Consider the following 23669-nt stretch of genomic DNA (forward strand, 5'->3'; position numbering starts at 1 on the left):
GCGCTTATCCCCAAAAGCCGCGCCCTTGAGCGCTTGAGCATGAATCAATATCGGATTGTCCATCATTGGGCTGACCTCCTCTCACACTGCATCCAGCTTACAATCGACTTGTGTATACACGGTAGGTCCTTAAGGAGCGGGGATTCCCGCTCGATTCCGTTGAAGTCGGGGCTAATGGCTGAGTCCACTTCAGTGGACTCAGCCATCGTAAACTGGCTCTCAGTCCTCTGAAGAGAACTTTCCCCTGTTAGCCCGGAGATTGATCTCCGGGTGAGGCGGTGGACTGAACAAAAGGCTTGAAAATACGCTAACTGAGAGTAGGCAAGATTTCAGTTAGTTCAAGGAATTAAAGACGAATTGATCTCCCCTGCGAGTCACCTTGAGCGAAACTCGTGTGGGAGCTTTTCGATCGCCCGTATCCGGATCAAAGCTAATTTTGCGACCTTGAAGAATATCGCTATTCACACTAAATTCGAGATCGCTTAACCGATCGCGAATTTCATTCGGCTTAAAGTTCGGGGCTTGAAACACTGCCACCAATGCTTGCACTGCTTCATACGACAAAGCCGCTTTATGGTTGACATCGCCTGCCCAGTAGGACTTTACTTCTTGTCGAAACGCATTGGCTCCTTGCAGTTCAAAGAACCAATCGGCAGCAACAATCAGCTTGCCGTCTAGCTTCTCGAATCCGACACGATCGGCAAGTTTGGTCATTTCTCCTAAAATGCTGCTGTTATAAAGCGTGTTTGAAGCCAAAATTAGTTTATTGCCTGCATTTTGTCTGAGGACTTCGATCGAGCGTCTGAATGTGGTGGAACTATTCGTTTGTCCATCTGCAAACAGCGCGATCGCATCAACATCATTCATTTCAGAGAGCGATCGAGCAACATCAAAATCACTGTTAGCGAGGTTCTTCTCAGTAAAGTTGATATTGCCCGCTTGCAGTAGATCTTTGAATTGTTTTGCGAGATCTTGACTAAACTTTTCGTTGCTGTAAAAAATGCCGATCTGTTTTCCGCTTGGAACTTGCTGTTTGAACGCATTGAATAAGGCTCGCGCTTCATCTTCAGTTGTCGAAGTGGTGCGGAAGAACACTTTATTTTTATCGTTGCAGTTGGCATCATCTCGAATGTTGGTAGCAGTGCTCGCTGACGAAATTACAACGATATTGGCTTGGCTATAAGTTCCCAGTGCTGCACAAGTTACTGCGCTGGTGTAATGTCCGACCACAGCTAGAATTTTTCGTCCATCAACGCCATTGACTAAAGCTTGTGCTATCTCTTTTGCTTGTTCGGTATTACCGCGATCGTTGGCGATCATGATTTCTAGATTGATCTTGCCTTTTACGGCGCGATCTTGCATTTGTGCTGCCCCAAAGAGAATCTGGCGGCTGACATCGGTATCCTCTAGATTCAGCGGAGTGGCAACTGCGATCGTATGCAGTGGTGTTTTTTCTGCGATGCTGCGTCTACGGGATTCAGCATTGTTGCGATAAATCAGAATTTCGGGATCTTTGAAGGCTTGGCGGGCTTGCTCTCGCTCATCAGCAGAAAGCTTGTTCCTTTGCTCTCCAAAGACATTGCGAATTTGATCAAAGATTTTCACTGCTTCAGCAAAGTTACCTTGTCTCAGTTGATTGACTCCTTCTTCTTTGCGGTTTTGAAAATCTAATCGCAGTTGAGAAACGCGATCGTCGTCAATTTTGTCGAGTTGTCCATAGCTAATCAGTCGATTAGTTGGAATTAGCGAAATGGTTGCAGTGTCAGGATTTTGTGAGCCAACTGGAACCATTGAAGGGCGGAAAAATCCAAGTACGATCGCGATCGTCAATGCAAGCAATCCCAGTGCAATCCACTTAGCGTATTTCGGTAGCTTCCATTTTTTCGGTTGTAGGGGTGGACTAACGACAGGCGGAACCGTTGTTGATCCGGTTGGCGAGATATTTTGAGTTAGTGAAATGTTTTGAGTCGGTTGAAGTTCCGCAAGAATCGCCTTTGTGGTGGGGCGTTGTTGGGGATCATCGTTTAAACAGCGATCGAGCAAATTCCGAAACCGATCCGAAGGCGTGAAATCAAGCATCGTGTACCAATACGGTACATCGAGATAATCTGGGCGAGTTCCAGTCAGGAGATGCAATAGAGTTCGTCCTAAAGCATACACATCGGATTGCGGAACGGCTTTACCAATTAGCTGCTCTGGAGCCGTATAGCCAAGAGAACGCCATTGAGTGACCGGATGCCCATGAATCACGGTTTCGGTGAGTTCTCTGGCAGTTCCAAAGTCAATCAGAACCAGCCTGCCGTTTGGTTGGCGAATGATATTTGAGGGTTTGATATCGCGATGAAAGAACTGCCGCTGATGGACATAATCTAGAACTCTGGCGATTTGAGCAAACCAATCGACCGCCATTGTTTCAGTCGTCAATCGCTGACCCCGATCGAGCCAATCTTCGAGATTTTCACCTTCAATCCACTGCATCACCAAGCAAGGAAGTTCTCGGTGAGTTGGACTGGTAATCGCGATCGAAAAAGCATCTTCAAGTCTTGGAATGCTCGGATGCTTTAGTTCCGATAAAATTCTGCGTTCTTGTCCAAATGATTCTCGAAGCTTGGGATTGGTTTGACATTTCAGAGTTTTGAGAACCTTTCGCTTGCCGCCTTCTTCGAGATCTGAAACTTCAAACACTTCGGTGTAGGGATGCTCATGTTCCCCCAACAGCGATCGCAGAATTCGATAACGATCGTGAATGACCAGCGGAGTTTGACAAGCTTGGCAGTAATTTGTCGAAGCTTGATTCTGTCGCTGGGGGCACCAGGGATTGATGCAATAACTCATAGTTTCAGTCGGGGGCAGCGTTAGTTTTCAGTGTCGCATAAAGAGATCATGCTAGGAACTCGTCTTCAAATGTCTTCGTACCACTTCTAGTATCATCGGTTGAAGCGTGTATAAAACGTCATATCCTTCGATCACTTTCTCAATCAGCGATCGTCGTCCTAAGCGATCGAGTCCTTCGATCAAATCACCCTGTCCTTTTAATTCATCTTGTAGTTCTCGCTGTGATAATGGTTCTGATCGTGCTAGTAATTTCAGAATTAATCGATCGAATTCGGGAAGCGTTTGGATTTGCTGCATTAAAGCTTGCTGAATCAATCCTGAAACGTAGATGCCTGGATTTTCTAGAAATTGATGCACTTGACCCTGAAATAGATCTCGCACGATCGGACAGACGAGCTTGAGCGCAAGTGGATTTCCGCTGTATCGATCGACTAACTGCTTTCCGTCTTCAGGCTTAAACTTTAGTTGTCCATCCGCCAGAATTTTGCAGCCCGATTCTGAGTCAAGACCGAGCAAGACTTGTGAAATTGCCTGTTCGCGCATGAGTGCAGTAAAGTCTGGTGGACGTTCGCGAGTGGTTACGAGAATGCAACTCTGGTGTTGAATTTGTCCCAAGTCTTGTAAGGTGCGAATTAGATGTTGGTAATTGACACGATCGCCTTGATCGGGATTGACTTCATCAAGAACAATCAGCATTCTCGAATTCATTAAATCCTGTCTTAAAATCTGAGTGAGTCTGGTTAAATCATTCGGCAACGATCGGGGAGTTTCAGACAACGTATGTAGCAGATTTAGCATCAATTGTTCGATCGGTAATCGGTGATCAAATTGCAGCCAAATTCGTCGATCGAATAATGGCTTCACTTGCTCGACTAATTTCACAGCGATCGCCGTTTTTCCGATTCCAACTGCACCGTATAAAATCACAAATTGATACTTGAGTAGTAGATCTGTTAGCTGCTTTAGTTCATCACTACGACCATAAAAGTTTTGAATCAATGGCATCAAACTCAAATCATCACGAGAAATTCTGAGTTCGGGAAATTCAGCGATCGTTTTCCAATCGAGATCAAGCACGTCGCAATAAATCTGAAAAGTGCGGCGATGAATCGGACGACTCGCATAAACAAATCGCTTCCAAGTGGTTTCTGACACGCCTTTGGCATACTCTTCAGACGAACCTCCAAGGCGTTGACTTGCCGCAATCAGCGCCCGTTCATCGGTCATATTCCAGTTTCGGGCTTCAATGACCTGTTTAATTTGTTGTTTTCCTATTGCCGAAGCTCTCAATCCGACCATGATGACCATCACCAATTTGGGTCTATTCTACACTGACCCAAAAGTGACCCAATTGCAGAAACCCGCAAAATATCAGAAATTGAATGATTTTAAAAAGTGACCCAAATTCCGATCTAGTAAGACCCTAATTCGATTGATTAGGATGCGCTCAACAAGGCTGCAATTGGGAAAAAGAAATGAGCGTATCGAATTACTGGACTCTATTCCGTTTGAGTGCTTCGGGTCGGGCGATGCCGAAAATTGTGCTATCGGCAAAATCATTTTTTCAACAAGAATTTGCCGACCATCAAGACACTCGATCGATTCAAATTCGACTGTTTGATCTCAGCCAAAGTTCCGATGAAACAACTGCACAACTCGCGTTACTCTGTTTGCGTTGCTATATTTCCTATCAAATTGTTTCCACTTGTATGCGGTTGGTGGAACGATTTGGCGATCGCTATTCGTTCAATTTGACAGATATTCTCCCGTTTGTTTTGGATGATCAAGGACGCACAGAACTCAAAAAAACATTGTCGTTTGAAATTCTCCGAACGTTCAAACCCGACAAAGGCAGCTTATCGACGTGGACGGCTCGATTTGTCCAACAACGCCCAGATTTGACACGATTTTTTGCTCAACAAGGACTCCTTTTAGTGAGTAATTGGGCGTTGTTGAATGACACAACCGAGAAGCAACTCTGCCGGATTTTGAGCGAAGTTTATCTTTTGTCGCCACGAGAAATCGATCGCTCGATCGCGCTTCTGTCTGCTTATCGTTCGGTGTATCGCAATAATCCAAATCGTTCTGGTCGCTGTATCCCGCCGTCGATCGCTCAATTGCAAAAAATTGCTCAGCATCTCAATTCTTTTGATTCACCCGATGTCTTGATGTCGCGCTTGAATCGGTTATCAAACTATGTTCGTCAGTATCGGGTTTGGTGCAGACGTGGAGCCGCTTTGACTTGTTCGATCGAGTCTGTAACGATTCAGCCAGCGGAGATCGAGAAACAAGTCTGTCCGCTCGAAACTCGATTCCTCCGTCGCTATCGTCAAGCTTTGATTACGGAGCTAGATGCTGCAATCATTCATGTTTTGAATGCTCGAATGCAGAAAGTATCTTCTCAAGACTTCTTACTGTCGCTGCATGGATTGTACTGCGGACAGCAAACCATGAGAGCGATCGCGGTTCAACTCGGTTTGCCGGGACAGTATCGCGTCGTGCGGTTGGTGCAATTAGCGAAACTACGATCGACGATTCAAGCCGAATTAATCGAGCGCTTAAAACCAAGACTGGCTCCATTTTTGCCTATTGCTTCGATTGATCTCGATCGTATTTTGCAAGAAGAACTTGAGCCATTGTTCAATCTAGATGCACAGTACTTGCAGACTCCGATCGCTTATCGATCGTCCGAATCGCGGAGTTTGTTCACGTTACGAATGGAGCATTGTGTGGAAAAGCTCTTTACTGAGAGAAGAATCCCGCAAGCAACAATGGCACAAGCAGGATAGCGATCGCAATAATCAATAAAGTTCCAGCATCAACATCAATCACGTTCTTCGGTTTATTGTTCATAATCTTAGATAGTGTGCTGGTCTTATCTTATGCCCCCGAAACTGATCATCCAACTCGGTCGCTTTGTTTGGACGACGATGTGGAAAATTATGATGTCCAATCTAGCTCCGCGTGATGCGTCTGGGGCTTATCTTCGCCCAGAGAGTCAGTTTCGCGATCGCATTGGATCAGAATCTTATCCTGCGGCTTCAGGACGATACAAGTTGTTTGTCGGAATGAGTTGTCCTTGGGCGCATCGAACCCTGATCACACGAGCATTAAAAGGATTGGAGAGCGCGATCGACTTCTCGATCGTGTCTCCTTCTCCTGAGAATGGCGGATGGATTTTGGATCATCCTGAATTCGGCTGCACCACTTTGGCAGGACTTTATCGATTAGCAAAACCGGGATATCAAGGTCGATCGACCGTTCCAGTACTTTGGGACTGTGAGACAAATACGATCGTGAATAACGAAAGCTCAGAAATTATCGTAATGCTGAACGCTGAATTTAATGAATTTGCAACACGTTCAGAGGTCGATTTGTATCCAGGATCGTTAAAAGATGAGATTGATAGCTGGAATCTTAAAACTTACAACTCAGTAAATAATGGCGTTTATCGCTGTGGATTTGCTCAAACACAAGAAGCGTATGAAACTGCTTGCAATGAATTATTTTCGATGTTAGATACGATCGACAAAACTTTAGAAAAAAACCGCTACCTCTGCGGTGATACATTAACGCTTGCCGATGTTCGACTATTCACAACGCTATTCCGCTTTGATGCTGCTTACTATGGAATTTTCAAATGCAGCCGTCGTCGCATTCAAGACTATGCAAATTTAGGCGCTTATGTGCGAGATATCTATCAGCTTCCCGGTGTCGCTCAAACTTGTGATTTACAAGCCGTGAAACGAGACTATTACGGCAATCTATTTCCACTCAATCCAGGCGGAATTATCCCGATCGATAACGATCCCCAAAACTTACTTGCACCGCACAATCGCGAACACGTACCCGTGCAGCAAAGCTGACGCATCTACGCCTGACGACCACTTTCCCCGTTCATCACTGCTGACGCGATCAAATGCGCCAATCTCAACGCTTCAGGCACATGACCTCGATCGGTTAATCTTGCCAATACTCGTGCAGTCGTTTCTGGACTCGCTCCATGTACTTGAAACACAAACGGGGGCGATTGATGAATTTCTCCAGCTTTTGCAATCATCGCCAATCGACGTTCCGGTTCGGGTAATCGTCTGAGTGCAAATTCAACTTTCTCTAATTTCGGATAGCGGCGCATCACACTCACACAAGGACGTTCGATCGCATCAGATAAAGCAGGCAAATCCACCACATTAAAGCCACCGAGCGAAATTCCATCCAGGAGAACAATATGAGCTTGAGGCAGAAATTTACTATTCAAAAGAATGTTCGCGATCGTCTCTGTCGCATCCCAGCCATCGGGTTCGATCTGACCCCATAACATTCCTTCAAATCGAGTTCCAGCGCAGACAATTCCAGCGATCGACACAGGTTTGCCCGACTTCCGAATGAACGGCGCATCATCAAACCCGATCGCTCGAATCAATCGACGCTGCTCTAGTAATGCTTCTAGCTCCATTGCGATCTATTTCAGCCTGCTTAGCTGGACTTACTTTAGCAGGTGTAAATACCAATGGTGTTTAAGCCACTTGGCGACTTTAAAGACAAAAACCCCTCGATCGTGAATATTCGATCGAGGGCTTTTTCCAATCTTCAATCTAATTCAATGCCAGCCACTTCTGACCGTTCAACCGCTGAACCGCTCCAAAGACCAGCAGATCCAACGAAACTTTACGCTCATCAATCAGAAAAGATTCCAACGTGCTCAAACGGTCTCCTTCTGCACAAGCGAATCCTTTCAAGCCGTTGATGTTCTCTTCAAAGAAATAGATATTGAACTCGCGTAATTGCTTGTAGCTTGGTTGCCACTTTCCAATCACCTGCCAACATTCCGGCGCTTGGTCATATCCCTTGATCGGAATCTTGCGCTTCTCGAAATGCAACTCTAGCGATCGCGTTCCCAATTTCTCTAATCCTTGCTTCAGAGCAGGCAAATAATCCTGTTGAACAAAATCAGCAAACGGTTTGCTCTCAAGACCTGGAGCCTTTTCTTTCTTCGCTTTCGCAGGTTTGAGCGCCTCATCGGTTGGCGTGTCCTTGTCTGGTTTCCCAGCTTTAGGCTTTGCTGAGTTAGGATTATCTCCATCGTTTACGGCAGTCGGATCAGGCGCGTTTGCGGATGGGAGCGTCGTGGCAGTAGGTTCTGACTCACTGCTTATGTTTTCTTTGATTACATCGGGCACAGTGTCAGTCACCGTGGGTGGGAGTTCCGATTCGCCTTGCGGCTTGGTTTCTTCCGTTGCCATAACACCAGTTTGTTTGGGAGTACTCGTTTCTAATGATAACGAAGAGCGGGTGTCGGATATCGCGATTTGGGAGTAGAGATGAATCGATTTTCTTTAAAGGTATGGATTGATGGAAGCGGGTATCCGATCGTCTGTCTTCACGGTCATCCGGGATCGGGTCGCAGTATGGGCGTTTTTACTCAGCATTTATCAAAACGATTTCACACGATCGCGCCGGATCTCCGAGGCTATGGACAATCGAAAACACGAGAAAATTTCGTCATGCTCGATCACTTGGATGATCTTCAGGGTGTGTTTGATCAGTTCGGACTCGATCGCGCTTTGATCCTCGGCTGGTCGCTCGGTGGGATTGTCGCGCTAGAACTCGCCGCCCGATTTCCTGAAAAAGTCAGCGGTTTGATTCTGGTTGCCACTTCTGCACGTCCCTGGGGGGATCATCCGAGAATTAGCGTTCAGGATAATGTCTACACTGCGATCGCGGCTTTACTCAACATTGTCAAACCTGGATGGCAGTGGAATATCAATACATTTGGCAAGCGATCGCTCTTTCGCCATCTCATCCAGCAACATACGCCAGAGACGTATCAATATATCGCTAGTGATGCTGTGTATGCGTTTCTCAAGACTTCACCCGCTGCGAATCGAGCGTTAAATGCGGCATTGAGCCAAGGTGCGTATCGAGTACAAAATTTTGAAAATATTACTTGTCCTGTCCTGATGCTGGCAGGAGAACACGATCGACATATAAATGCGTCGTCGAGTTGCTTCACGGCTGAACACTTATCGAACTGTGAATGCAAGGTCTACCCAAAAACGGCTCATCTACTGCCCTGGGAAATTCCGAATCAAATCTTGGCGGATGTGGATGAATGGCTCGATCGACATCCCGAAGCTTGGCACTAAGGAGATTTCTACGAAAGAGCTTACCGCTTGAAAGACTGCCCTTCGGCTTCGCTCAGGGCGCGATCTCTAGCTGACTGAGCGAAGCCGAAGACAGCGGGTAATTTGTTTTCGATAAATCTCCTAATTGATCCCCTCTTGTTAAGAGAACTCCGACTTTCGAGAAAAAATCGGAGTTCTAGAATCTTACAAGCTTGACCTTAGTACTGACTACTCAACACACGGGACATCGAGTTAAACCCCCCGTCCACCTTCTCATCGTAAATCGTTAGATTCGACGGCTTACAGCGCTTGATGCTGACCTTAATACTAGTTGCTCCTTCCCGTTCAAGATCCTCGACATAGCCATTTTGATGTGACTTTGCTTCTTTCTCATTGAGAAACGGACCAAAATAGTAGACGCAGCGCGGGTTCTCGGTGGTGATTTCTGCCCACCATGCAAACCCGATCGCACTAAGGAAACTTGTCAAGAGTTCATTCATAAGCTTGCTAATTCAATTAAAAGAACTACCTGCAAACAGGAGCGAACATTGTCAGAGCGGAAATACAGCGCCGCATCAGGTTCAATCTTGCAACAGAATGCGAGGAGATTGTTGTGCTTGACGCTCCAAAATCGGAGTTCAAGCTTCTTTATACTCCGTTACACCTGATTTTTCAATCCGATCGTAGTCTTAAATCCGTCCAGATGAATCGTGTTTTCCCACCGTTGGCGAAACACTTCGTACAATGTCATTCCTGCTGCCACAGAAGCGTTGAGGCTGGGCGTAGTGCCATGTAGTGGAATCGAAACCAGTACATCACATCCGCGCTGCGTCATCAATCCTAAACCTTCCCCTTCTGCGCCGATTACCAACACTGAGGCTTTCGCAAATTTTACCGTATGAATGGGCTGACTGGACTCAGAAGCAGTGCCATAAATCCAAAATCCAGCGGCTTTCAGGTCTTCAAGAGCACGAGCTAGATTAACGACTCTGGCAACGGGAAGTTTCTCGATCGCGCCTGCTGAAACTTTCATCACGGTTGAAGTCACACCGACTGCACGACGCTGCGGGATCACGATTCCTTGCGCTCCCAAAGCTTCTGCTGTCCGAATGATTGCACCTAAGTTATGGGGATCAGTAATGCTATCAGCTACAACAATCACAGGCTGATCGGTTGCTGCTTTTGCCCGAACAATCAAATCACCAAGTTCAGTGTACTCATAAGCTGCGATTTGTGCTGCGATCCCCTGATGATTTGCTCCATGAGTGATCTGATCCAATCGTTTTGGAGTGACTTCATCGATCACAGTTCCGTTTGCTTTTGCTTGATTGAGTAAAGAAAGATAACGGGGATCGTAGTGTAGCTTCTCCGTAACCCAAATTCGATTCAGCGATCGCTCACCTTGCATTGCACTCAGCACCGGATGACGACCGTAAATCAAATCGGGTGCATCATCAGTTTCAAACGGTTCATCCTGTCCAACAAAGTGCCGAGGAATATCAGCGCGTTCTTGTTCTGCTAGACGATCGCGCTTTTCATCATTTCTAGAGCGATCGAACTTGTTAAATTCGCCTCTCGGACGATCAAAGCTGCGTCTCTCACCATTGTCGCGGTCATAGCTCCGACGCTCTCCATTAAACTCGCCTCTCGGACGGTCGAAGCTGCGTTTCTCACCTCGATCGAAACTGCGTCTTTCGCCGTTAAAGTCGCCTCTCGGACGATCAGAGTTTCGTCTGTCACCGTCGAACTCTCTTTTTGGACGATCGAAGCTGCGTTTTTCGCCATTGAAGTCGCCTCTGGGACGATCAGAGTGCCGCTTGTCACCGTCGAACTCTCTTTTTGGACGATCGAAGCTGCGTTTTTCGCCATTGAAGTCGCCTCTGGGACGATCAGAGTGCCGCTTGTCACCGTCGAACTCTCTTTTCGGACGATCGAAACTGCGTCTTTCGCCATTCGACTCCGGACGATCGCGCTTTTCAAATCGTCCCTTTGAATCATTTCCTGGACGATCGAAGCTTCTTTCCTTGCGCTCATAGCGTCCATTCGACTCTGGACGATCGAAACTGCGACGATCCCCATCGGAATTACGATCGCGTTTTTCGTAAGAGCCTTGGGAATCATCATTGCGGCGTTTGGGATTGCTGGGGCGCTTCCCTTTGAAGTTGGGCTTTTTGCCGCCAAAGTCACGATTTGACCGACCTTGCGAGTCGGCATTGCGGTTATTCGGATTAGCCATAGTAATTTAGTCCTGGTGTGGAGTCGGAAGAAACAGGCGAGAGAGATAGCAGCTTTTTTACTATCTTGATTTTTTATTCAAAGCTGAGAAATCCTAACAGCTCAAACAAACGATTCGGGTCAGTCAGGTAAAGATAACCAATGAGTGCTTCTAGGCTGGTGGCGTTTTGGTAAATTTCGGGGTCAAGACGTTTTGGGCGATTCAGGGCAGCATTTCGACCACGTTTAAGAAACTCATGTTCAGACTCGCTTAAATGGGGCATGAGCGATCGCAAATGGGATGCCTGGGTTTCTGCCCTCACTTGTGACACAACTTGCTGATGATAAATCTCAGACCGCTTCGGTGGCAAGAGACAACGCCTCCGAATATACAGTTCGTAAACTGCATCCCCTAAATAGGCGAATGCAGCCGGAGAAAGCCGCTGGATCTCAGACGAGGAAGGTACAGGCAAAACCGTAGATACGTCCAAAATCCCTAACTCATTCGATGAGATCACATTTTCTCCAACTCCGCACAACGTTCAAAGCTTATTAATCCTAGCAGACCACAAAAAAACCGACTATCCTTCAGGACAGCGGTTTTCTTGATTCAAGATAACATCAGACCTTTAGATGGGTAGAACTGCCTCATCTCGCCAAGAAGCAGGCAGTTCTACCCCAGAGTCACTCTAGTTTCCATTCTTAGGCTGGACATTTTCGATCGCTTGATCCACCGACGGTTGCAGCGCTAAGAATTGCTCTAAGCGAACGAGCTTGACCGTCTGAGTTACACGAGCGTTCGTCACAATCTGAAGAGTTCCTTCAGCTTGCTGCGCTTTTTTGGCGACTTGCACCAAAGCGCCCAAACCAGAACTATCGACGAAATCGATCTTGGATAGATCTAAAATGACGTTTTTAGGACCCTCTTCAACACATTTTGTCAGTACCTTCCGAAAGGTCGGTTCCGAAAAGGCATCGAGTTGCCCTACGAGGCGAAAGAGTTGGTATGTGTTGTCCCTAACTTCGCGTGTGCCTCGAAGACTGACTGTTAGGGTTAGTTGCTCAGGAATAGCCCCCTCCTACCGCGTTAACAATACTAAGTTTTAATTCGACGCTCCAGTATACACCGTTGCAGTAATATTTGCTATTTTTTATGTTCGCGCATCGATTTAACGAAATTCTCGAACAAATAGTCGGCATCGTGTGGTCCTGGGCTTGCTTCTGGATGATACTGCACCGAGAACATGGGAAGCGTTTTATGGCGCAATCCGGCAACGGTTCGATCGTTCAAATTCAAGTGCGTAATTTCAACGGTAGCATCTGGAAGCGAATCGGCATCGATCGCGAACCCATGATTTTGACTGGTAATCTCAATTTGCTGAGTCAATCCGCAAGGCTGGTTCAATCCACGATGCCCGAATTTCAGCTTGAACGTTTCCGCTCCAAGTGATAATCCGAGAATCTGATGCCCCATACAAATGCCGAAAACGGGTTTGTCAGCTTGTAAAAGAGCTTTAGTGGTTTCAATCCCTTCAGTCACAGCAGCAGGATCGCCAGGACCGTTTGATAAGAAAATTCCATCGGGATTATGTTTGAGAATTTCTTCTGGTGGCGTGTTCACCGGAACGACGATCACACGGCAGCCATAACTCGCCAATCGACGAAGAATATTGCGCTTAATGCCGAAATCCAGTGCCACAACCGTCATTTGAGCGCCATCTGTCGGAGTCGCGCTAAATTCCCAAATGGTTTCAGTTTTCTCTGACCATTCATAAACCTTGGTTGTACTGACTTCTTTCACCAAATTCAATCCCGCCATGCTGGGAGCGTTTTGAACTTGTTCGAGCAATTCAGCGGGATCGAGAATTTCGGTGGAAATCGCGCCGTTCATCGCACCGATCGATCTTAATTTCCGAGTGAGCGCACGAGTATCAATTCCGTAGATTCCCAGAAGATTATGGCGTTTGAGATAATCGGGGAGCGATTCGGTCGATCGCCAATTACTCGGTCGATCGCAGATATTTCGAGCAATCACGCCGCGCACGTGGGGCACGTCCGACTCTTCATCATCCGGATTCACGCCCGTATTTCCAAGTTCTGGATAAGTAAATGTCACAATCTGACCCCGATAGCTCGGATCAGTCATGACTTCTTGATAACCCGTCATTCCGGTATTAAACACGACTTCCCCGATCGTGGTTCCCGTCGCACCAAACGAGTAACCACAATAAGTTGTGCCATCAGCCAGCACAAGTAAGGCAGGTTGAGCAGAGGACATAAACAGAGGCAACTACAGAGATCTCATCATTATTATCATGTCCGTCGCAAGTTGCAAGCGGTTTCTAAGGTTTTGCACAGAATTTGGGGGAACTCTAATGAGGTCGGAATGTAGTTCGGATTATGCTCAGATTTGGTGTTCGGGTGATTCTGCCTTTGTCAATGGCAACTTCAGCGGCGATCGGGGTTGGTTGTAGTCGAATGCAATCACAACAATCTCAAGCGCCGAAAGTAGTCGCTGCTCCGATTCAGTCCAGTCCAACACCGTCGGCAAAACCTGTTCAGGAAGATTTTTATCAAACGGCGCTCGATCGTGCGGCAAGTGCCCGATCGATTAGTCAATCGGCGCAATCTCCAGAGGATTGGCAATTGGTCGCGAGTCGCTGGAAAAATGCGATCGCGGCTCTCAAACGAGTTCCCAAATCCGATCGGAATCACAAGTTAGCAACTCAAAAGCTATCGGAATTTAATCAAGCGCTCGCAAAAGCAGAAGATCGAGCGGCGAATACTGGCAAAGAAAAAATCGCGGCACAAGATCCAGGAATTCGAGTCGATCGTCGAATGTCTGCTGAAGAATTAAGTACGATCGCGGCTCAAAAAGAAAAAGGCATCCGAGTGCCAATCAAGTACCGAAAAAATCGAATTCCGGTGATCGATGTCGTATTCAACGGCAATCAACGGTTTGAAATGATGGTCGATACGGGCGCATCCGCAACGATGATTACTCAAGAAATGGCGCGGCGATTGGGTGTGAGAGTGGTTGGGGAAACTCAGGCGATGACTGCGGCAGGAATCACTACAGTTCAAATTGCTGTAGTGCAATCGATGTCGGTTGCAGGCAGCACGATTCGAGAGGTTCCGGTGTCGATCGGTCCTCTGGATGTTGGTTTACTCGGTCATGATTTCTTTGGCGATTGTACGATCTCTATCGATCGTGATTATGTTGAGTTTCGCCAGTGTAACGTGTTGTAGTTACGAATCTTTCTTGCCAAAAACCTCTCGAACGCGGTAGATTGGGCGACCTTGAGATTCGTGATAAGTTCGCATCGAGATTTCAGCCAGCAATCCAAAGCTAAAGAGATTCAGACCCGCGAGAAAAAGAACAACCGCAAGAATTAACAGAGGTCGCTGTCCGATTTCTTCGCCAAAACCGAATTTGACGATCGTCAAATAAATCCCGATCGACATTCCCGATAAGAGCGACATCAATCCAAACAAGCCAAAAACGTGCATCGGACGAGTGAGGAATTTCCGCATAAACGAAACGGTGAGCAAATCCATCACGACGCGAAATGTTCGATCGAGTCCATATTTGCTTTTGCCAAATTGCCGCGAATGATGCTTTACCGGAACTTCCGCGATTCGTGCCCCTTCAATAAACGCCAATGCGGGTAAGAATCGGTGTAACTCTCCGTACAAGTTCATGTCTGCGACGAGTTCCGATCGATAAGCCTTCAACGAGCAACCGTAATCGTGTAGTCGCACACCTGTCACCTGTCCAATCAGCCAATTCGCAATCTTAGAGGGGAGAACGCGAGTCAGAGAAGCATCCTGCCGATTTTTGCGCCAACCGCTGACGAGATCGTATCCTTCGCTTAATTTTTCTAGCAGCATGGGAATATCACTCGGATCATTCTGCAAATCGCCATCTAAAGTGATGATTACTTTCCCGATCGCTTGACTAAATCCGGCTGCCATTGCGGGTGTCTGTCCATAATTTCGCCGCAAAATCACCGCTTTCAAATCGTTCCGAGTTTGAGCCTGTTGTTTCAGCAGCGCATCTGAACCGTCACGAGAGCCATCATCGACACAGATAATTTCGTAGGTCAGCGCGGCATTTCTCAAACTGGTCGCGATCGCATCAATCAGACTCGGAATGCTTTCCACTTCGTTGTAGATCGGAACCACGATCGACACATCGGGCTGAAGAGTGGATGCAAGCGCAGTCGATACTCCGTCGGGAATCAAGGGCGAATTCATGAATGGTTCAAATCTAAACGGGACGCAGGCAAGATTTAGCTTAGGGCATCAGGACGATTTTTGAGCAAATTATGTTGCAGTTTTGTCTTGTGCAATTGCGCCGATCGTTCCTTTGACTGCTCGAAGATAATCACTTGGAGCCAATAGAATCTGTAGTCCCCGCATTCCCGCAGAAATCGAAATGACATCAAATAGTTCGATCAGTTCATCAACGTAAACTGGATAGTCTTTTTTGCAAGCAAGTGCTGTCACGCCACCTCGAATGTATCCAGTGAGCGGTTGAACTTCTTTGAGAGGAACGGTTTCAATTTTGCGATCGCCCGACACTTTCGCCAACGCTTTGAGATTGAGTTGCATATTCCCGCCAATCACTGCCAAACAAATCCCGTTGCGATCGCCACGCGCAACCAATGTTTTGAAAACTTGTTCAGGTGGAAGACCAATCTTTTCGGCAACGGATTCTGCTGCAAGATTGTCAGGATCGACTTCGTATTCTCTCAATTCGTAAGCGATTCCCAAATTATCTAAAATGCGAACAGCATTCGTTTTCATAACGTTGGCGTGTACGGAAGATCAGTGACTCCTGGATCATATCCGAGTTGATTTAGCAAAGTTGTAAGCTGTCCGCGATGATGAGTTTGGTGATTGAAAAAATGCGTCACCAATAACCACGCAGGGCGCGTAACGGTTTTTGTTGGAGCGGTAATCGTGGTGTAAGTAAACGGAGCTTCGAGCCACTCGGAAGTAAGTTGCTGTGTCCAGTTAAGAATATCTTGATCGGTACGATCGCGCTCTTGCCGCAATTCGTCAAAATCAGAATAGAGAATATCACTCAGTTTTGAGGTAAAAGGCTTTTGGATAAAGCGACCGAGCCAAATACGATCGGCAACCAGAATATGATTTAGCGTTCCATCGATCGATTCAAAGAATGCACCCAAATCTTCATTGCGTTTCGCGTTTGGAATTTCAGCACAGATCGTATAAATCTTTTGATTCATCCAGCGATTATACTGTGCCATCGTGGTGCAATATATTGTGCTGCTCATTTGTTTACTTAGTGCTAACAACGCTGACCAAGCCAAATTCTAACTTCTTGCCGATCGCTTCATGCACTTAGTCTAGGTTCCCAAGGTTGCATACTAAGGGTTTCTAAAGCACCTTTCGAGAAATCACACAAACTTTGGAATATTTCTCGCTAAGCCTTCGTTGTTTCTCTTGGGGTTGCGTTGCTGTGCTTTTCGAGGGCGCAACTTTAACTAGATAGAACAAAGGAACGGAGGAGTAAAATGCATTCAAGAATGAAGTCAATTAAACTCTTGGTGTTATCAAGCGTGATGTTTGGTGCAGGCGCGATCGTATCAGCAGTCACTCTTGCAAATCTATATCCTGTGAATGCGAATCCGATCAGGCTGAGGCAGCAATCAGGCGCAGAATCAACGGGTTCGATCGTCGAAGAAAATGGCTTTAGATTTGACTTTCAAGGTTGCCAAAGACCGAAGCGGGGAGGGTCGGTGCTCTGCAACTTCTTGGTCACGAACTTGAGTGCAGGCGATCGCTGGTTATCCGTTGGGGGTGGTTATACCGGATCTCGCATCATCGATTCTTCAGGAAATGGATACACAGACGTGCTAGCCAGGGTTGGAACTGGTGCACCTCAGATGTATAATACGTCTGAGGAAACGCTTGTTGCTGGAGTTCCGACAAAACTGACGATGGAGCTTAGAATTCCGCAAGAAGTTACCAATTTTTCGTTGCTTGAAGTCGCTTATAACTCAAAGGAAGGCAATAGCAGTATTCAGCTTCGGAATGTGAGCGTGAATGGAGCTAGAACTACGAATTCTGCGAGTTCCAGAAACGATTGTCCACCACAAACCAAGCCAACAAGAGCGAGATAGATTTGCTTGCTGATGTCGATCGTGCTGAAGGAATTTTTTGAGCAATGAACCGAAAAAAATATTTCGCTTGGGCTGCGATCGCAGCCCTGCTTTCTTTGACCGCCTGTGAAAATCCTAAGGAAGCCAACAAGGAAAATTTCAAGGTAGCCTTGAATCAGTATTTCAAGAAGAACCCTGCTTGTTTGCTATCCAGTGGTAAATTTCCTATTGAGAAAGAACAGGGAAAGATTGAATTTTTCAGGACAAGCAAAAGCATAAGCAAAGCAGAGTACGATGCTTTGGTGACAGTTGGGTTACTCGAAGTTCAGGTCGTTCAGAAGGAACGGGGAAGCTTTTTAGGCTCACCCGTAACCGCGCCTGTGCTTGTCTATGATCTAGCAGACAAAGGGAAAAAGAGCTTTAAGCCAGATGAAGGTTTTTGCTATGGAACACGCGAAGTGACTGAGATCGTCAAGTTTACAGAGCCATCAGAAACGCCACAGGGCAAAGCAGCACAAGTCGCATACAAATACCGAACGATTCCTACGGCAGATTGGGCGGACAAACTAAGTCAGCCTGAACTCGCAAAACTGTTTCCTAACCCAGAATTAACAGCGTTCAAAGAACCTCAGGAAGCAGTGATTGTTTTTGTTCTCACGAATGAGGGTTGGGAGCCTCAACAGTCGTTTTAGGCGGTGGTAGCTCTCATTGCATTCTCGATCGCAACCGATAGAGTATCCTGAGAGCTGTCAAATATTCGTCTTCACTTTATTGATTGGGATTTACTGATTGAGACTGGGGTGCATCGATCGTTCTCAACAAATGCTCAAAAGGTGCTTAAACCATGCCTCCAAGAAATGTTGGTAGCATTAAGGCTGCCAATTTATCCATTACGAATAAGACCCTCAAGCTAGATACTCCTTACATCGTCTATCAAGTTAAGAACATTGCAAGTGTTAATAAATTTGTTACTCAACCCGATCAAAACGATTCCATTCTTCGCTCCATCAATCAGGAGATTCAGTCTGTACAGCTACAGATTGCTTCAAAGGTTCCAATCCTAGGATTCGCAATTTTCGTAATTGGCATCTGTGCGATCGTGCTACTATCCAGCGCTTTTCATGCTTCCGATTTTGTCGCTCTTGTACGGCTTGTTGCTGGCTTAGGCATAATATATGCGTTGTGGAAAGCAAAAGCAAATCACACGTTAGATAGTCTCAAGTATGGGAAATACACACCGCTGGTTGCTCTTATTCCCTTGCTGTATCTTTTAGGTGGAAATGTTTTTACTCTAATGTTCATGGGTGGCGGTTTTCTTGTCCTTTATAGAACCCAGAATAAAATTAACGACCATAAAAACGAGATTTCCAAACTCAACGACAAGATTAGTCATCGCATGATCGATGGTGTGCGCTATTGCATTTCGATTTCTACCAATGATTCCAGATCTTTTACAATCCGTCATCGATATGAACCTTTTGTCGATGAGGTTATGGCGAAACTTCATGAGGTCATGGAGAATCAAGACACTTCAGTTCACTATCATTTCCAAGTTGAGGGAGATGTAATTCAGCAAAGCGGTAACTTTGGGGTAGGCGTGAATCAAGGGTCGATCGATAATTTGAGCATTTAAGTCGCTTTAAAACGAGGGATCTGAACAATGAGCGGTCATAAAAACGAAATTATTCAACAAAGCGGTAATTTTGGGGTTGGGGTGAATAAAGGCACAATTCATGCTCAACAGCTTGGAGGCGTGAACCAGACACTACCAGACCATCTGATCGAAACCATTCGTGAGGTTGAGCAGTTGTTGGAGCGCCTTGAACAAACCTATCCAGCCCGTACAACACTCGACAGAATGACGATCGCAACGGAAGCCATTAAAACGATCGACAGAACTCCTAACTTACGATACCGAATTTTAAGCGCTCTCAAAGCGGGTGGGCTGCAAGCCTTTGAACAATTCATGAATCATCCAATGGCGAGTTTCTTCATTGGGGTTTTAGATGACTGGCAGAAAAGCCAGGGGTGATTGGTAATTTAACTCATTTGTCTCAAATGCTGCGATCGACAAGGTGATCCCCAACACACATATTGTGCAGGCATCGATTTCAGAACCGTACTCCGCGCCCCAATCACCGCATTTGAGCCAATCTGAACTCCTGGAGCGATAAAGCAATCAGTCGCAATCCAAGCCCCGTGACCGATCTCGATCGCATTCGTTTCTAGTCCAAATGCTCGATCGCTTAGATCATGACTTCCGGTGCAAAGATAACTTTTCTGAGAAATGACACAGTGATCACCGATAGAAATGCGATCGAGACTATAAAAGACAACATTATCGCCAATCCAACTGTGATCACCAATCTCAACCTTCCAAGGATAAGTAAATCGTGCAGTTGGACGAATTAGAACACCTTGACCGATCTTGGCTCCAAACAATCGCAGAACCGAACATCGGATCGAATTTAGGGGCTGAGGCGTGATTGGAAATACGATCGCTTGCACCAGCCACCAGAGTAGAACGTACCAGCCTGGACGACCGCGATCGTACCAGGACTGATCATAAGAGCGAAGATCGACTAGCGGAGGCGCATTTAAGTCGATCGAGGATCTGATTTGCGTCATGATTCCGGTTGTACGATCGCTTGAGTAACAGGTTTCGGAGTGTTCAACGTGCCGCCAAACTGCTGCAATTCAAACAATTTCACGCCAATTTGGAACTCGTACTGACTCAGCAAACGTGCATAGATATAGCCCGCTTTACCATCCAGGAATCCTAACCGAATCACATACGCTAATAGAAATCGCAATGTCGGTTTGAACGGCAATCTCACCCAAATCCGCTTCAAAAATCGTTTCCGCTGCACCGAATCTCCAAATAGATTTGCGCCGATCGTGCCGTCGTCACCTTTCCCAGTCAGCAAATTCAAATAAACCTGTGCTTCCCAATTCGAGTAGCGATTATGCCGTTCTAACCAGTGATACAAATCCTTGAAATCGATGTGCAGCATATCATTTTTCAGATAGCCGACTTTTCCCGACATCACAACGTGTTCGTGAACTTCGTTGTCTCCAGTGTTCCGCATCCCCTCGGTGCCAAGATTTTCGTAGCGTCCTTTCTGGTGCTTAAACAATCTCAAGTTCCAGTCCGGATACTTGCCGCCAAATCGAATCCACTGACCCAGAAAGAACACTTTGCGATTGAGATAATACCCTTCAAACTCTGAATTCTGAATCGCTACCTCAATCTCTTCCCACAACTCCGGTGTGATCCGCTCATCGCAATCTACAATCAGCACCCATTCATTCCGAAATGGCAAATTTTCCAGCGACCAATTCTTCTTCTTCGGCAATCGTCCATTGAAGTGAAACTGAACGACATTTGCCCCATACCGTTCTGCAATTTCAACGGATCGATCGCTGCTCTGCGAATCCACGACAAACACTTCATCGGCTCTCGCCACACTTTCAAGACAGGCGGGCAAATTGGCTTCTTCATTGCGGGCAGGAATGAGCACCGAAATGGGGAGTTTAGAGAAAGTCATAATCTGAGTACAAAGAGGGCACGACACAGCCAAAATCAGCACAGCCAAAATCAGCCATGACAGCCCCAGTATTCCCATTCAAACTAAAAAAATCGGAGCCATTTCAGACTCCGATCGACATAAATCACGGGGATCAAACTTTCTAGCTGCTCGATTTATCCACACTCAATCGATAAGCAGGTTTCACAGATGGAATATTGGCAACTTTCTCGAACAGTACTTCGTACTGATTAAGCGCTTGCTCGAATGAATACCGCTCGATCGCATATTGCCGTCCTTGTTTTCCAAGCTTCGTCGCAAGTTCCGGATTCTCATATAGTTCCAAAATCTGATTTGCCAATGCTTCTGGATTTTCCGGCTCTACAACAACGCCACCGCGACTTTTCTCGATCGCTTTCGCTGCACTTCCCGTACTCGGAACCGAAGCAATCACCGCCCGACCACTAGCAAGCAATACCTGGGTTTTCGACGGCATGTTGAACGAAACAACATTGCGCTTTTGCACAATCAACCCCACATCTGCCGCCGCCAACATTTCCGGTAATTTCTCTCGCGGTTGGAACGGTAAGAGTTTCACGTTATCCGCTCCGAGTCGTTCACAGTGCTGTTTCAATTGCGCGATCGCTTTCGGTTCTCCTACGATCGCAAAAGCAATCTCTGGAACATGTTGCAGTTTCGCGGCCGCTTCAATGACCGTCTCTAACCCTTGTGTCAGCGCGATATTTCCTGCATAGAGAACGACAAATTTTCCATTTAGCCCATTTTCGCGACGAAACGCATTCTCTTCCTTAGACATGGGACGAATAAACCCTGTATCGACCCAATTCGGAATACAGGTGAGCTTACTTGACGGAACACCTTTATTTTCAAGATTTTCGACAAATCCATCCGCAATCACGCTAATCGTATGAGCCGTTCGATAAGCAAACTTTTCTAGGGCTTCAAACACCCGAATCATCGTTTTATTCTTCAACAGTCCAACATGAACCGCTGCTTCAGGGAGAATATCCTGGACATTTAGCACGATCGGGCAATTGTGGAACCAGCTTAGAAGTGCCGCAGGAACACAAACCGGAAGGGGCGGAACCGTGAGCAGGATTACATCCGGTCGCCAACCTTTCAGCGCTTGGAAAAAACTGGTAAAAACAAAACTGCTATCGAGGAGAAGTCGATCGATCAAACTAGGTTTCGGTTTGACCCACATGTAACTGCGCTGAATGATGACACCGTTGCGTTCTTCAGTGCTGTAGAGCTTACCGCGATAACCTTCATAGATCTGGCGTTGCGGATAATTGGGCATTCCGGTGATGACTCTAACTTGATGCCCCCGTCGAACTAACCCTTCAGCAAGTTCGGTCATTAAAGGCGCGATGCCTATCGGTTCTGGATGATAGTTGTAGGAATAAATCAAAACACGCATAGCTTTGTGAACCCAAACGGCAATGGTCGCGGTATTAAAACTCAGCCGCTAAGCGTTCAGAAGCCACAGTTGACTTGAACTGGTTCGATATTGGATGTGCTAGGGGGGTCACAAATGCAGATCAAATCTGCGATCGTGTTCAAACAATCCTGTGAGTTCTGGGCTGAACGTTCGGAATAAATTTAGGGACGCTGATTTTAGATTGCCCAGAAAACAATCGTCTTCACATTGCTTTCTAAAAAGCCCTCATTTCAGCTTTTCTCTGATGTCTTAAATTCGGACAAATTGACTTGAAATCTGACCTTTTGCGGGGGCGGTCTATATTACATTTCAACGCAAAACCTACCACTCCGGAAAGTGATAGGTGTTACAGATTTCAACTATTTAGAGAAAAATTATATTTGTGTAGTTTTACTGATCGGGACAAACGATCGAGAATAAAGCCGCATAGTCCAAATCGGATAGATTTTCAGCGATCGCTCGATCTAAAACCGCTTGGACACCTTCAACTGATGCCGTTTCAAGATTCGCTGACTGTGCAGTTTCAATGAATAATCCCATATCTTTCTGTAAATGTTTTGTGGGAAAATTCGGGTTTTCAAAATCTCGATCGACCATTCTTTGCAATTTCTTGTCAAAGGTCGGCGCGTACAAGGCACTTTGTCGCAAAATTTTCATGAACGCTTCAACATCCACATTTTGACGCAGCACTAATCCAAGACTCGCAGCAAACGCACTCGTCAACGATCCAATCAATTGATTCAATGCAAGCTTCACAGTCGCAGCGGAACCCACTGAACCAAGCAAAATCGGATTCTCCCCAAAGATTTGCAGTAGCGATCGCCATTTTTCAAACTGTTCCGGTTCGGCTCCAACCATGACGATTAATTTTCCCGATCTCGCTTCGGGAATACTCCCTAATACTGGAGCTTCGAGATAGTTTCCACCTGCGCCAACGACTTGATTCCGAATCAATTTGCTTTCATCAGGCGCGATCGTACTCATTTGAATCACAGTGCGATCGCGTAACACTGAAAAATCAGAAAGCAGCGTTTCTTGAATGGCTTGAGCATTCGTGAGCATGAGAACTACACACTCAGAAGCCGCGATCGCTTCCGAAGCAGAAGAAGCAATCACGGCTCCACTTAGAGAGTTCAATTTTTCAGCAGTTCGATTGTAAGCAGTGACCGAATGACCCGCCTCGATCAAGCGCTGAGCCATCGGTAAACCCATTAATCCTGTGCCGATAAATCCAATCTTTGCCATTGCCCCACTCCAGACTGCTCTTTCACAAGTCTAGAGGCAAAGGAACTAAGTAGGAGAGCCAAATTAAACCACTCGTTGGGTTTGGGTTTCGACTGCGCTCAACCCTCGAAGAATCGGGTGTTGCGCGTTG

The 23669-nt window shown here is 46.4% G+C and carries 24 protein-coding genes; 8 read left to right on the top strand and 16 right to left on the bottom strand.

Annotated elements, in window-relative coordinates; translation table 11 throughout:
- Positions 1 to 333: 333 nt before the first annotated feature.
- Positions 334 to 2835 carry a bifunctional serine/threonine-protein kinase/ABC transporter substrate-binding protein gene (locus tag ACQ4M5_RS36050; RefSeq protein WP_430680614.1) on the bottom strand — a complete coding sequence of 834 codons (2502 nt, stop codon included), beginning with the start codon at positions 2833 to 2835 and terminating at the stop codon, positions 334 to 336.
- 51 nt (positions 2836 to 2886) lie between these two features.
- The gene (locus tag ACQ4M5_RS36055) at positions 2887 to 4143 is read right to left on the bottom strand and encodes an NB-ARC domain-containing protein (protein ID WP_430680615.1); all 1257 of its coding nucleotides are present in this window, start codon (positions 4141 to 4143) and stop codon (positions 2887 to 2889) included.
- Between the two features lie 167 nt (positions 4144 to 4310).
- Here ACQ4M5_RS36055 and ACQ4M5_RS36060 point away from each other — a divergent pair, with 167 nt between their 5' ends.
- Positions 4311 to 5624 (top strand): hypothetical protein, encoded by a 1314-nt coding sequence (locus tag ACQ4M5_RS36060; protein WP_430680616.1) that lies wholly within the window; start codon positions 4311 to 4313, stop codon positions 5622 to 5624.
- 93 nt (positions 5625 to 5717) lie between these two features.
- Entirely contained in the window at positions 5718 to 6701 is a 984-nt protein-coding gene (locus tag ACQ4M5_RS36065) for a glutathione S-transferase family protein (protein ID WP_430680617.1), read from the top strand.
- A 5-nt stretch (positions 6702 to 6706) separates the two neighbouring features.
- Here ACQ4M5_RS36065 and ACQ4M5_RS36070 read toward each other — a convergent pair whose 3' ends face one another.
- Together ACQ4M5_RS36070 and ACQ4M5_RS36075 are read right to left on the bottom strand one after the other, a co-directional pair.
- Positions 6707 to 7291, bottom strand: coding sequence for a DUF99 family protein (locus ACQ4M5_RS36070; RefSeq protein ID WP_430680618.1), 585 nt, complete (start codon positions 7289 to 7291; stop codon positions 6707 to 6709).
- 139 nt (positions 7292 to 7430) lie between these two features.
- Positions 7431 to 8078: a DUF2996 domain-containing protein gene (locus tag ACQ4M5_RS36075; RefSeq protein WP_430680619.1), complete on the bottom strand. Its 648-nt coding sequence runs from the start codon at positions 8076 to 8078 to the stop codon at positions 7431 to 7433.
- 78 nt (positions 8079 to 8156) lie between these two features.
- On the opposite strand from ACQ4M5_RS36075, the gene ACQ4M5_RS36080 reads away from it, so the two are divergent.
- Positions 8157 to 8981, top strand: coding sequence for an alpha/beta fold hydrolase (locus ACQ4M5_RS36080; RefSeq protein WP_430680620.1), 825 nt, complete (start codon positions 8157 to 8159; stop codon positions 8979 to 8981).
- A 197-nt stretch (positions 8982 to 9178) separates the two neighbouring features.
- On the opposite strand, the gene ACQ4M5_RS36085 is transcribed toward ACQ4M5_RS36080, so the two are convergent.
- From ACQ4M5_RS36085 to carA, 5 genes are all read right to left on the bottom strand, one after another.
- Positions 9179 to 9460: a DUF1816 domain-containing protein gene (locus ACQ4M5_RS36085; protein WP_430680621.1), complete on the bottom strand. Its 282-nt coding sequence runs from the start codon at positions 9458 to 9460 to the stop codon at positions 9179 to 9181.
- 158 nt (positions 9461 to 9618) lie between these two features.
- Positions 9619 to 11196 (bottom strand): 23S rRNA (guanosine(2251)-2'-O)-methyltransferase RlmB, encoded by a 1578-nt coding sequence (gene rlmB / locus ACQ4M5_RS36090; protein WP_430680622.1) that lies wholly within the window; start codon positions 11194 to 11196, stop codon positions 9619 to 9621.
- Positions 11197 to 11269: 73 nt separating this feature from the next.
- Positions 11270 to 11692, bottom strand: a complete 423-nt coding sequence (locus ACQ4M5_RS36095; RefSeq protein WP_430680623.1) for a Mini-ribonuclease 3 — start codon at positions 11690 to 11692, stop codon at positions 11270 to 11272.
- Positions 11693 to 11863: 171 nt separating this feature from the next.
- Positions 11864 to 12244, bottom strand: a complete 381-nt coding sequence (locus ACQ4M5_RS36100; RefSeq protein ID WP_430680665.1) for an STAS domain-containing protein — start codon at positions 12242 to 12244, stop codon at positions 11864 to 11866.
- A 74-nt stretch (positions 12245 to 12318) separates the two neighbouring features.
- Positions 12319 to 13452 (bottom strand): glutamine-hydrolyzing carbamoyl-phosphate synthase small subunit, encoded by a 1134-nt coding sequence (gene carA / locus ACQ4M5_RS36105; RefSeq protein ID WP_430680624.1) that lies wholly within the window; start codon positions 13450 to 13452, stop codon positions 12319 to 12321.
- A gap of 122 nt (positions 13453 to 13574) precedes the next feature.
- On the opposite strand from carA, the gene ACQ4M5_RS36110 reads away from it, so the two are divergent.
- A complete protein-coding gene (locus ACQ4M5_RS36110; protein ID WP_430680625.1) occupies positions 13575 to 14423 on the top strand; it encodes a retropepsin-like aspartic protease family protein in 849 nt (282 codons plus the stop codon).
- Here the strand turns inward: ACQ4M5_RS36110 and ACQ4M5_RS36115 are convergent, their stop codons facing one another.
- From ACQ4M5_RS36115 to ACQ4M5_RS36125, 3 genes are all read right to left on the bottom strand, one after another.
- Positions 14424 to 15431, bottom strand: coding sequence for a glycosyltransferase family 2 protein (locus ACQ4M5_RS36115; protein ID WP_430680626.1), 1008 nt, complete (start codon positions 15429 to 15431; stop codon positions 14424 to 14426).
- 69 nt (positions 15432 to 15500) lie between these two features.
- Entirely contained in the window at positions 15501 to 15983 is a 483-nt protein-coding gene (gene ybaK / locus ACQ4M5_RS36120; RefSeq protein WP_430680627.1) for a Cys-tRNA(Pro) deacylase, read from the bottom strand.
- The gene (locus ACQ4M5_RS36125; RefSeq protein WP_430680628.1) at positions 15980 to 16477 is read right to left on the bottom strand and encodes a DinB family protein; all 498 of its coding nucleotides are present in this window, start codon (positions 16475 to 16477) and stop codon (positions 15980 to 15982) included. Before ACQ4M5_RS36125 ends, ybaK begins: the two co-directional genes overlap by 4 nt.
- 252 nt (positions 16478 to 16729) lie before the next feature.
- Between ACQ4M5_RS36125 and ACQ4M5_RS36130 the strand changes: the two genes are divergently transcribed.
- The 4 genes from ACQ4M5_RS36130 (at position 16730) to ACQ4M5_RS36145 (ending at position 19337) form a co-directional block, all read left to right on the top strand.
- Positions 16730 to 17326, top strand: a complete 597-nt coding sequence (locus ACQ4M5_RS36130; RefSeq protein ID WP_430680629.1) for a hypothetical protein — start codon at positions 16730 to 16732, stop codon at positions 17324 to 17326.
- A 44-nt stretch (positions 17327 to 17370) separates the two neighbouring features.
- Positions 17371 to 17997 carry a hypothetical protein gene (locus ACQ4M5_RS36135; protein ID WP_430680630.1) on the top strand — a complete coding sequence of 209 codons (627 nt, stop codon included), beginning with the start codon at positions 17371 to 17373 and terminating at the stop codon, positions 17995 to 17997.
- A gap of 152 nt (positions 17998 to 18149) precedes the next feature.
- Positions 18150 to 18938 (top strand): hypothetical protein, encoded by a 789-nt coding sequence (locus ACQ4M5_RS36140; protein ID WP_430680631.1) that lies wholly within the window; start codon positions 18150 to 18152, stop codon positions 18936 to 18938.
- A gap of 27 nt (positions 18939 to 18965) precedes the next feature.
- Positions 18966 to 19337 carry a hypothetical protein gene (locus ACQ4M5_RS36145; protein ID WP_430680632.1) on the top strand — a complete coding sequence of 124 codons (372 nt, stop codon included), beginning with the start codon at positions 18966 to 18968 and terminating at the stop codon, positions 19335 to 19337.
- An 8-nt stretch (positions 19338 to 19345) separates the two neighbouring features.
- On the opposite strand, the gene hpsU is transcribed toward ACQ4M5_RS36145, so the two are convergent.
- The 4 genes from hpsU to ACQ4M5_RS36165 form a co-directional block, all read right to left on the bottom strand.
- Positions 19346 to 19933, bottom strand: a complete 588-nt coding sequence (gene hpsU / locus ACQ4M5_RS36150) for a hormogonium polysaccharide biosynthesis acetyltransferase HpsU (RefSeq protein WP_430680633.1) — start codon at positions 19931 to 19933, stop codon at positions 19346 to 19348.
- The gene (locus ACQ4M5_RS36155) at positions 19930 to 20853 is read right to left on the bottom strand and encodes a glycosyltransferase family 2 protein (RefSeq protein ID WP_430680634.1); all 924 of its coding nucleotides are present in this window, start codon (positions 20851 to 20853) and stop codon (positions 19930 to 19932) included. The genes hpsU and ACQ4M5_RS36155 overlap by 4 nt, the downstream gene beginning before the upstream one ends.
- Positions 20854 to 20995: 142 nt before the next feature.
- Positions 20996 to 22273, bottom strand: coding sequence for a glycosyltransferase family 4 protein (locus tag ACQ4M5_RS36160; RefSeq protein ID WP_430680635.1), 1278 nt, complete (start codon positions 22271 to 22273; stop codon positions 20996 to 20998).
- 411 nt (positions 22274 to 22684) lie between these two features.
- Positions 22685 to 23539, bottom strand: coding sequence for an NAD(P)-dependent oxidoreductase (locus ACQ4M5_RS36165; protein WP_430680636.1), 855 nt, complete (start codon positions 23537 to 23539; stop codon positions 22685 to 22687).
- Between the last annotated feature and the right edge of the window lie 130 nt (positions 23540 to 23669).

It is taken from the genome of Leptolyngbya sp. AN10, assembly GCF_050565645.1.
In the GTDB taxonomy this organism is placed as follows: Bacteria; Cyanobacteriota; Cyanobacteriia; order Leptolyngbyales; family Leptolyngbyaceae; genus Leptolyngbya.